Raw genomic sequence first — 11,047 nt, forward strand, 5'->3', positions numbered from 1 at the left:
TTTACTTAAAACAAATGTCATTTGGAATAACACCCACTTTGTAGCGTTCGACCTCTCTTTTGTTTGCTAAATCGTATTCAAAAATATAGCCTTCTTGTTGGTAATCTAAGGCATCAGCAAAGAGCAAACGTCCATTTTTAGGGGAAATAACAGCATTATAAATGAGTGTATTTTGAGTTCCCAAACCTTCAATAAATGGAATCTGTGGCAGACGAGAATCTATTTGAAAACTAGAAATTTGATATAAGTTGTTATCCATAATCCAGTACAAATCATTATTGTACATACTCAAAAACTGTGGACGCTGATTTTCTTCAAAAACTCTGCTCTCACTACTTCTTACATCAGAAAGTGAAGATGTGATGAGCCTTGCTCGCTCTGTATCTGAACCTGTTGCCAAAATCCAAATTCTGTTTTGAGCTTCGTCTGCTACAATGGTTTTTGAGCCTGTTGGTGTTGTAACAGTATGAATAATTTCATCGCTATTTGTATCTATAACCCAAACTTTATCAGCATCGTGAGAAGTTACCCAAACATAGTCGCCTAATTTTACCATTTTTTCTGTCCAGTCTGTCGTACGAATTTCTCCAGTAATTTGATTGCTTTCCAAATCAACTATATAAATTAAATCTCTGTAAATGGTTGTGATATAGGCTTTTGTGTCATTTATTCCAACAAAATAACGAGGAGAGTGTAGGTTTGCGATGGTAGCTACTTTTTCCAATGTTGTAGGATTTACCACTTCTACTTTCTGTGAATTATTAACTACAATATAGCCCATTCCATTATGGATGGTCATTGATTGCGCCACATTTCCCAAAGGCTCATTATTTACTCTTTCGAAAATGTTATTTTCAACTGTTCCTTTGTCAATTCCATTTTGATGGATAAAAGTGAGAGTGCCTTTTCCCCAACTAAAATTTCCTTCATTGACCACAAAAAAGCCATTCTGATAATCTCTTGAAGGTTCGCCTTCATCCGTTCCGATAGGCGATTGGCTATCTATTTCACAAGAAAATAATGAGAGAGAAAGAAGAAAAAAGTACGAAAGACGTAAGATATTTTTCATTGAAATTTATGATTTGATAGGATTTGAAATTTTTGTTTTAGTTAGAACAAGAAACTTGCCGTAAGAAAAAATATATTAGACATAAAGATATCTTTGAGGTTCTGTGAGACACAGAACAGGGCAAAGTTGGGGTATTAATTCAAAGTGAACTTGGGATTATATTTTATATCGGTACTGACCTATCGGTCTGACCTTAATAAAGTTAGGTCAGTCTCGTTAGAGTAGACCAAAGTTTTAATCCCTAGTTCCTTATAATTTACCATTCACAATTCATCATTTACTTATACCCCTCTGCCTGTAAATTAAATAGTTCAGCATATTTTCCATTTTTTTCTATGAGTTCTTCGTGCGAACCAATTTCCAAAACACTACCATTTTGAAGTACCAAAATACGGTCTGCCATTCTTACCGTTGAAAAACGGTGCGAAATCAAAACGGCAGTTTTTCCCTCAATGAGTTTTGAAAAACGCTCAAAAACTTCGTGTTCGGCTCGTGCGTCTAGTGCTGCTGTGGGTTCGTCCAAAATATAAAGCTGTGCATCACGCATATAAGCACGTCCTAAAGCCACTTTTTGCCACTCTCCACCAGAAAGCGAAACGCCACCAATAAATTTTCTACCCAACATTTGTTCATATTTTTCTGGTAACTTTTCTACTACACTATCTGCCAAACTCTTGTGAGCCGAATCTGCAATAAGTGTTTTATTTTCTCGCTCATTTATATTTCCAACAGCTATATTTTCAGCAGCCGTAAGTTCAAATTTTACAAAATCTTGAAAAATTACACCTATTAGGTTGCGAAGTTGAGTGGGATTGTATTCTCTTAAATCGTGTCCGTCTAATAAAATTCTACCTTCGGTTGGGTCATAAAGACGAGCTAAAAGTTTTACAAGGGTTGTTTTTCCTGCTCCATTTTCTCCGACAAGTGCTAGTTTTTCGCCTTTATGAAGTGTAAATGAAAGATTTTTGATAGCATAACGCTCTTGATTTTGATATTTGAACCCTACATTTTCAAAAACAAATCCTTCTTTGATAGGATTAGGAACATCTCTTTGTGCTTCTGTAACAGGAATGAGAGGTTCTAATTCCAAAAATTCAAATAAATCTTTCAAATACAGTGCGCTTTGTGCAATACTAGAAAAGCGATTCATAATCTGTTGGAGCATTTGGCGTAATCTTTCAAAAGAACCAGCCAAAAATGTCAAATCTCCTAGTGAAATAACTTTTGTAATTGTCTCAACAATGATAATAACATACGCCACATAATAAGACGCTGTTCCGATAACTGAAAAAACGCTTCCCCAAAAAGCTCGTTTTTGAGTGAGTTTTTTGTTTTCATTGTAATAATTATCAGAAAGGTTTTTAAAACGATTGGCTAAAAAATCAGACAAGCTAAATACTTTGAGTTCTTTAGCTGAAAAATCGCTTGCCCCAATATAGCGTAAGTAGTCCAGTTCTCGCCTTTCGGGTGTCCAGTTGAGGGAAAGAGAATACGCACGTTCGTTGAAATGAGTTTCTCCCAAAAAGGCAGGAATAAGAGCCAGTGCCAAAATCAGAATCAGCCACCCATTGAAAGCTACCAATCCGATGGCAAGTGAGACGAGCGTAATAATATCTTGTCCTTGAGATAAAACTTGAGACATCAGAATAATTCGTCCTGCTGTTTGTTGTCTGGCTCGCTCTAGCTTGTCGTAAAAAGTAGAGTCTTCAAACTGTTCTAAATCTAGCTTTGAAGAATGCCTAATAAGCAAAACCGAAGTATGATTAGCCACCAAATCTCCCAAAAGGTTATCTGTCAGCGTAATCATTCGGCTCAAAATCTCTGAAAAAACAGTTAGTCCAAGTTCTATTCCGACCAGTATCCAAAGGTATTTTGTGTCTTCTGAAATAAGTTCAAAGGCAGTTTCAGAGTTTATTAATCTGACAATCTCATCTATGATAAGTTTGCCTACATAAAGTGTAATGAGTGGAATAACTGCTTTAAAAACTCTGAGAATGAGTGTTGTAAAGGCAAAACGTGGGCTGGTTTGCCAAATCAGTTTAAAAAAACGAGGCAGGTAATTGAGAGCCTTCGCTTGTTCTTTGAGTGTTAGTTTGTCAGTTTTTTTTTGAGTACCATCAAGTTTAGCCATATTTTATTATCAATATTCAGTCTGATTATTTTGTATTTCTCTTACAAATTTAAGACAAAATAGTTTAAGTAGTTTGGAGGACAAAGATTCAAAAAATACCTACCTTTGCAGTCAATATAAAACCAGTAATAATTTAAAATAAAATATGAATTTATTTACAAAATCAGTAGCTTTTTTTAGCTTTTTATCTTGCTTTTTTGTTGCTAATGAGCTTTTTAGTCAAACAGAAAAAAAAGATAATTTAACTCAATCACGTCCTAAGTTAGTTGTAGGTATTGTTGTCGACCAAATGCGTTACGATTATTTGTATCGTTTTTATGACCACTATTCTGATAATGGTTTTAAGAGGCTTTTAAATGAAGGTTTTTCTTGTGAAAATACGCACTATAACTATACGCCCACCAACACAGCTCCTGGTCATGCTTCTATTTTTACAGGGACAACACCAATGAATCATGGAATCATAAACAACTATTGGTATAGCAGAGCAGAAGACAGAATGTTTTATTGTGCAGAAGACAACACTGTAAAAGGTTTGGGAACGGCAAGTCCAGAAGACAAGAGTGGGAAAATGTCGCCTCTCAATTTAAAGACGAGTACAATTACAGACGAACTTCGTTTGGCAACTAATCAACAAGCGAAAGTAGTAGGAGTTTCAATAAAAGATAGAAGTGCAATTTTGCCAGCAGGACATATTCCTAACGGTGCGTATTGGCATGATGCAAGTTCTGGAAAGATGATTAGTAGCACTTATTATTTTGATGAATTACCTAAATGGGTAAAAGAATTTAATGATAAAAAATTACCAGATGCCTATATGAAAAAGGGCTGGGAGCTGCTTTTGCCTTTAGAAACCTATACAGGAAGCCTTGCTGATGAAAATAAATATGAAAAGCATCCAACAAAAGAGAAAAAAGCAACTTTTCCCTATTTTATAGATGAATATGATAAAGATAGAAAATACAGACAGTTTCCTTATACAGCACTAGCTAATAGTTTTTTGAAAGATTTTGCCCAAGAAGCTATTCTAAAGGAAGAATTAGGAAAAGATGCAGTTACAGATTTTCTAACACTTAGTTTTTCAGCCACAGATTATGTAGGGCATCGTTATGGTATTTATTCAGTAGAAGTTCAAGATACATATTTGAGACTGGATAGAGATTTGGCTTCTTTTTTTGAGTTTTTAGACAAAAATATTGGAGAAGGAGAATACACTGTGTTTCTTACAGCCGACCATGCAGGTGCACCCACACCATCACATTTACACGATTTAAAATTTGATGCTGATTATATAGAATGGGATTCTATGAAAATAGAACTAAATAATTATTTAGAAGATATTCACGGCGATGGAGAGTTTGTGAGCTATATGGGCGACCAAGACGTGTTCTTAAATAGAAAACTATTACTTGAAGAAAATATTTCGTTAGAGGAAGTACAAAAGCAAGTGAGTGAGTTTCTACTTACTAAAAAAGGCATCTTACAAGCCATTACAGCTACTGAACTGAGTAAACAAATACAACGTACAGGATTCTTACAGCTTATCCAAAATGGATTTAATCCAAGACTTTCTCCAGATGTTTCCTTCTTGTTTCAGTCAGGCTATATGGATTCGTATTATAAAAAAGGGGGAACAACTCATGGGACTCCTTATACCTATGATACGCAAGTGCCACTTCTATTCTTTGGTAAAAATATTAAGAATGGCAAAACCTATCGCAGAGTAGATATTACAGATATTGCTGCTACTATGGCAGCTCTACTAAAACTTCAGCAACCAAGTGGATGTATAGGAAATCCTGTTGTAGAAATTTTCGAATGAATCATTGATGGATAAAGAAGATTAATGAAGTTAATTTAAAGGCAGTTTCCCAAAAAGAAACTGTTTTTTTTAGATAAAAATGTTAAAAATTAAGTTAATAGGTGCTTTTGCCAAATATTCTTACAAATAGCTTTATGAATCTGAAAAAAAATATTATATTTTTGTCGGAAACTAATGAATAGCAACTCTGCACTAGATGAGTTATTCAAGTTATTTATAATTTTTTATTTTAATCTTACTAATCAAAATAGTCATGAGAAAATTACTACTACCTATGTGGGGAGTGATTTGTATTATGCTCGCTTGCATAAATACTTCTTTTGCACAGCAAAATGGAGTAATCCGTTGTGCAACCATGGAGCAAGATGCAATCTTAAGAGCAAACAATCCCAATTTAGGAACGCTAGAAGAGTTTGAGCAACGTATTGCTCCTATCATAAAGGAAAACAAGGAAACAGGACAAGGTGGAGCAAATTTCCATATTGTAGATGGAGTGTATATTATTCCTATCGTGGTTCATGTCATTCATGATGGAGAACCTATTGGAACAGGCGATAATATCTCTTATGCTCTTATAGAATCTCAAATTGAAACATTGAATGATGATTTTCGTCGTCGTACAGGAACAAATGGTTTTAATAATCATCCAGACGGAGCAGATACAAAGATTGAGTTCCGTTTAGCACAAAGAAGACCAGATGGTTCAGGTTTTGGAGCAGAAATAGGAGTGAATCGTATTGATAGAAATGCACAAGGTTGGGGTGCGCCTCCTTATGGAACAGGTTTTATTGATGGCACTATTAAACCATTTACTACAGTAACACAAGGTTATGATGGTGCAGTATATATGAACTTTTGGTGTGTAGATATTAGTGGAGGAATTCTAGGATATGCACAGTTTCCACAAACTACTTTGGGTGGAATGGATTGTGATCCTGTAGACATGACAACTGATGGAGTAGTGATGACGACAAGCTCTGTTGGAGGAGAAACTCTTCCAAGTGGAGGTGCGCCTTATAACTTAGGAAGAACAGCTACTCACGAGATTGGACACTGGCTTGGTCTTCGCCATATTTGGGGCGATCCACCAGGAGGTGTAAATGGGTGTACAGTAGATGATTTTTGTGCAGATACTCCAAATGCTGCTAGCTCTAATTTTGGATGTGCTACAGGTACAAACTCTTGTACTGACTCGCCAGTAGATGCGCCAGATATGGTAGAAAACTATATGGATTATTCGGATGATGCATGTATGAATATTTTTACGAATGACCAAGCTATTCGTATGCGTACTATCTTAGAAACATTCCGTTTTTCACTTATCAATTCTGAAGCAGCTATTCCACCAAATGCTGATGATGCAGGTGTTTTAGCTGTCTTGAATCCAGTTGGGGATGCTTGTAGCAGTACAGTTACGCCTTCTATTCGTATCAAAAACTATGGAACAAGCAATCTTACAAGCATCACGATAGAGTATGGATTAGATGGTTCTTTTTCTGAGACGCAAACGTTTAATACAATAAATGTAGCTCAAAATGGTACTTTAGACCTTACTTTAAATGATATTACTGGTGTAACACAAGGAGCACATACTTTTGAAGCTCGTTCAGTTCTTCCAAATGGTGTAGCTGACCCTTTCACAGATTCTGATTTGTCTGATTCTGACTTTACCTTAGGGAATGGAGCTTTGCCTATTGTAGCTGACTTTGAAGGTAGTTCGTTTCCTCCTGCATCTTGGCAAGTACAAAACCCAGATAATGATTGTAACCTTTGGGTAGCTGATGGCACGCCTACTTTGGTTGATTCAGATGGAAATCGTACTGTTGCTGCTCTATTAAGACATCACTCTTATACAGGTTCAGGACAAGAGGATATTTTGGTGTCTCCTGCTATTGACCTTACTGGTGCTGGCTTGGCAAGTGCAGCAGTAGAGTTTGATGTTGCTTATCGTAGAAGAAATGCAACAGCAAGTGAAAGATTAGTTATTGAAGTTTCAACAGATTGTGGAGTTACTTGGAATCCGACAGCTATTTATGATAAAGCAGGAGATGCCTTGGCGACAGTTACACCTGCTTCTACGTCAGCATTTTTTCCTACATCAGCAACGAATTGGCGCAGAGAATCAGCGTCTTTAAATGCGTATATCGGACAAAGTATCAAAGTAAGATTCGTTACCACAAATGATAATGGAAATAATCTTTGGATTGATAATATCAGAATTTATGATGCTCGTCCAGAGGTACAGTTTAATGCTACTACAGGTACTATCACAGAAAACTCTTCTACTGGAACAGTAGATTGTAGAGGTTATCAAGATGTAAGCATTCCAGTAGATATTAGTCTCGCTCCTCCTTCTGATGTTACAGTAAATGTAACAGCAACAGCAGGAACTATGACAGCAGGACAAGATTATGTGCTTCAGACTCCAACGCTTACTTTTACTAATGGATCTGCTACATCACAAAATGTAGTAGTAAGAGTATTTGATGACAATGCTTTAGAAGCAGTTGAAAATCTTGAGCTTACACTTGCAGTAGTAGGAACAGATGCTATTTTGGGTACAAATAATGTACACACACTTACTGTAAATGATAATGATGATATCACACTTTTAGTAACTCAAACTTTATTTGAGGAAAATTTTGAAGGACAAACACTTGGGGTGCCATCAGCAGGCTGGACGGTAGCAGATGTTACAACAGGAAGTAATGTTTGGGTCTTTGGTGAGAATGGAGGCATAACAGGTAATAATAGTGCATATATCACTAACAATACTACTAGCCGTTTGCCAGAGTATTCTACTGGTAGTACTTCAAGAACTCGTTTGGTATCTCCTGCCATCAATACAGTAGGATCAACAAATTTACAACTTAGCTTCAACTTTAAAGTAGATGGTGAGTCTTATAGTTCTGGTAATGTGTATGATTATGGACGTTTAATGTATTCTACCTCACCAACAGGTCCTTTCACAAATATTACTGGTCCTGCTGATAATGTAAATGGAACACCTACTACAGTTACTTTGGTTGATCCTTTTGTAGATAATCCCAATACTACAGCATATTCAGTTACACTTCCTGCTGCTTGTGAAAACCAAGCTACGCTATACTTAGTATGGAGATGGGATAATGATGGTTCTGTTGGAACGAACCCTCCTTTTACGATAGATGATATTGTGTTGACAGGAAGCAGTTTGCAACAATATCCAGTAGAAGATGCTACTGCTTCTAAGCAAGTATACTTAGGACCAAACAGTACAGTTTATGTTATTAGCTCTAACAATAAAGTAATGGCTAAACTGGAAAATACTACTACTCATGATTATGGTTGTACAACAGTAGCTATCGATAGAGCAGGTACAGGACAAGTTGCATATACAAATGCTGGAGCATCAAATGGACTTACCGAAAAGTCTTTGCTTATCACACCAACTACTCCATCTACAGAAAATATAGGAGTTACTCTATATTACACAGATGCTGAAAAAACAGGTTGGGAAACTGCAACAGGCAAATCTTGGACAACAGATGCTAAAATGCAACGTACTGGTGGAGCTATTAGTAATGTAACTCCAGCGACACCAAATGCAAATGGAGCTACTAATACAGCACATGCTATCACAAGCTCGGCTTATCTTACAACAAACCATGCTGTTGCTGCAACTATTAACAATGGATTTGGTAATGGAAATGCTGCTGGTGGATTGGCTATCGGAGATCCTCTTCCTTGTAGTATTACAGGAATTTCTTTAGTAAGCCAAACAGCTTGTGCTAATGATAGATATACAGCAACAGTTACAGTTACGTATAGTAACCCTGCTGGAAGTTTGGTAGTTAATGGACAAACATTTACTACGACAACAAGTCCACAGACTGTAACACTAACAAATCTTGTTGCTGATGGAAATGATGTAGATGTAACAGCATCTTTCAGTACAAGTTGTACATTTACTTCTACAGCTTTATTTACAGCACCTGCTGCCTGTGGAATTACTGGAGGTGGTGGTGGAGCTCCACCAGTAACAGTAGGTACTCCAACACAATTTAGAGCAGAAGGTATTTCTACTTCTCAAATTAATTTGTCGTGGACGGCTGTAAGTGGAGCTACTGGCTATGTACTTTACATAGGAAATACTGTAATCTCCAATATTACTTCTGGAGCTACAACGTCGTTTGAACATACTGGATTGAATCCAGATACTTTCTATTCTTATAGACTTATTGCTTTAAATGGTGCTGTTCAGTCTCAAGCTGCGCAAGCAAACGCAAGTACATTCCCAGAAGCTCCAACTGTTGTATCTACTACATCAACTTGTGGAACAGGATCTGCTAAAATTGTACTTAGTGGTAGTGGTTCTGTATTTAATGTCTATGTGGAAGAAACAGGAGGCGTACTTGTTGCTCAAACAGCTAATGCTACTTTTGTAACGCCAACAATTAGTCAAAATACAACGTACTACATCAGTGTTGTAGGACTCAGAGGTTTAGAAAGTTCACGTACAAGAGTAGAAGCTATTGTAGAAACACCTATTGAAGCTACAATTGAAGAAGGCACAAGTATCCGTAGCTGTGATGCAAGTACAACGCTTACTGCAAACAGAGTAGATAGTGCTACGTATGCGTGGCTTGTAAATGGAGTAGTAATAGATGATACTAACTCAAATGTATTTACTGTTACTCGTAATGGAAATTATCAAGTACGTATTACGAGAGGTATTTGTACAACAACATCTTCGTTTACTAACGTAACACTTAACTATGCACCTACTGCTGAAATTATAAATGGTGTAACAGCTAATTTCTGCGATAATGGAACACTTAGAGCGGTAGAAGCAGCCAATGCAACTTATTCTTGGACGCTAGATAGTGTAGTAGTAGGAACAGAGCGAGAAGTATTTGTTACAGAATCTGGACAATACACGCTTACTGTTACAGAAGATGGATGTTCAGCTACTGACCAAATCCAAGTAGTAGTTACTTCACTGCCTTCAGTTTCTGTTGTCGCTTCTGATTCTACATTCTGTCCAGGTAGCGAAGTAACACTTACAGCAGACGAAATTGCTGGAGTAACTTACAACTGGAGTAGAAATGGTAGAGTAGTTCGCCGAGATGCTGGAAATTCTATTGATGTCAGTACAGCAGGAGAATATATTGTTACAATTGAGCAAAATGGTTGTAGTAGATCTTCTGCTAGTATAAATATAGAGCGTTTGAGCGTTCCACCTGCTTATCTTCGTGAGACAGAAGAAACTCTTTTTGTAGAATCTGAAGCTACGATTTCAAATGTTGTTTGGGTATTTGAAGGTGAACAAGATGCTTCTCTCTCTGGAGAAACAATTACGCCAACTGAAAGTGGTAATTATTCTGCTTTGGTTACGTATGAAAATGGTTGTTCTATTCAAACTCGTACCGTATTCTTTAGAGTGCCAGACCCAGTAGTAGTAGGAGAGGAAGAAGAAGTTATTAAAGCTCTTCGTATCTATCCAAACCCTAGTGCAGATGGTATCTTCCAAATTGATTTAGGACAAAATACAGACCCTATTACACTTATTTTGACTGACCAATTAGGACGAGTTCTAGAAACTATTGAATTGCCTAAAGATGCTACATCATATCAATTAAATTTGACAAAGTATGCTTCAGCTCTTTATACAATTCAGCTCAAATCTGAAAAAGGAGTCGTTACTCGTAAGATTGTTATTGAGAAATAAAATCTTCTAACATATTTTTTCAAACTAAAAAAGCAACCTTAGAAATAGGGTTGCTTTTTACTTTATGGAATTTAAGTAGCTTATTTAAAAAATTACAATAGTAGAAAACGTTTAAGTAGTTAACTGGTATAATTTTGTTATTTTCAAAAGCTAGTGCAATTTTATAAAAAGTTGAATTTTAACTTTGTCAAGGGTCTTTTCGAAGAAAAAAACAGACCTTGACAATAGTTTTTATAAACTAAATTGTACTACTCAACTACTTAATTTCACAAAAAAGCAATTTTTGATAGTTTAGATACCCAAGACTGCAAAAGG

General features: G+C 36.4%; 4 protein-coding genes. 2 read left to right on the forward strand and 2 right to left on the reverse strand.

All coding sequences use genetic code 11. The features are described 5' to 3' along the window. Position 1: 1 nt before the first annotated feature. Both QZ659_RS14200 and QZ659_RS14205 read right to left on the reverse strand, forming a co-directional pair. Positions 2-1,069 carry a YncE family protein gene (locus tag QZ659_RS14200; protein WP_291726523.1) on the reverse strand — a complete coding sequence of 356 codons (1,068 nt, stop codon included), beginning with the start codon at positions 1,067-1,069 and terminating at the stop codon, positions 2-4. 277 nt (positions 1,070-1,346) lie between these two features. Next, a complete protein-coding gene (locus tag QZ659_RS14205) occupies positions 1,347-3,200 on the reverse strand; it encodes an ABC transporter ATP-binding protein (protein ID WP_291726525.1) in 1,854 nt (617 codons plus the stop codon). Between the two features lie 145 nt (positions 3,201-3,345). On the opposite strand from QZ659_RS14205, the gene pafA reads away from it, so the two are divergent. Next, entirely contained in the window at positions 3,346-5,022 is a 1,677-nt protein-coding gene (gene pafA / locus QZ659_RS14210; RefSeq protein WP_291726527.1) for an alkaline phosphatase PafA, read from the forward strand. A gap of 253 nt (positions 5,023-5,275) precedes the next feature. Continuing rightward, positions 5,276-10,732, forward strand: a complete 5,457-nt coding sequence (locus QZ659_RS14215) for a T9SS-dependent choice-of-anchor J family protein (RefSeq protein WP_291726529.1) — start codon at positions 5,276-5,278, stop codon at positions 10,730-10,732. The last annotated feature ends 315 nt before the right edge of the window (positions 10,733-11,047 follow it).

This window comes from Bernardetia sp. (assembly GCF_020630935.1).
GTDB lineage: Bacteria > Bacteroidota > Bacteroidia > Cytophagales > Bernardetiaceae > Bernardetia.

What these genes read in the sequence shown, in the direction of transcription:
- QZ659_RS14205 (WP_291726525.1), bottom strand. Translation starts at nt 3,200, where the DNA reads ATGGCTAAACTTGATGGTACTCAAAAAAAAACTGACAAACTAACACTC.
- QZ659_RS14200 (WP_291726523.1), bottom strand. Translation starts at nt 1,069, where the DNA reads ATGAAAAATATCTTACGTCTTTCGTACTTTTTTCTTCTTTCTCTCTCA.
- QZ659_RS14215 (WP_291726529.1), top strand. Translation starts at nt 5,276, where the DNA reads ATGAGAAAATTACTACTACCTATGTGGGGAGTGATTTGTATTATGCTC.
- pafA (WP_291726527.1), top strand. Translation starts at nt 3,346, where the DNA reads ATGAATTTATTTACAAAATCAGTAGCTTTTTTTAGCTTTTTATCTTGC.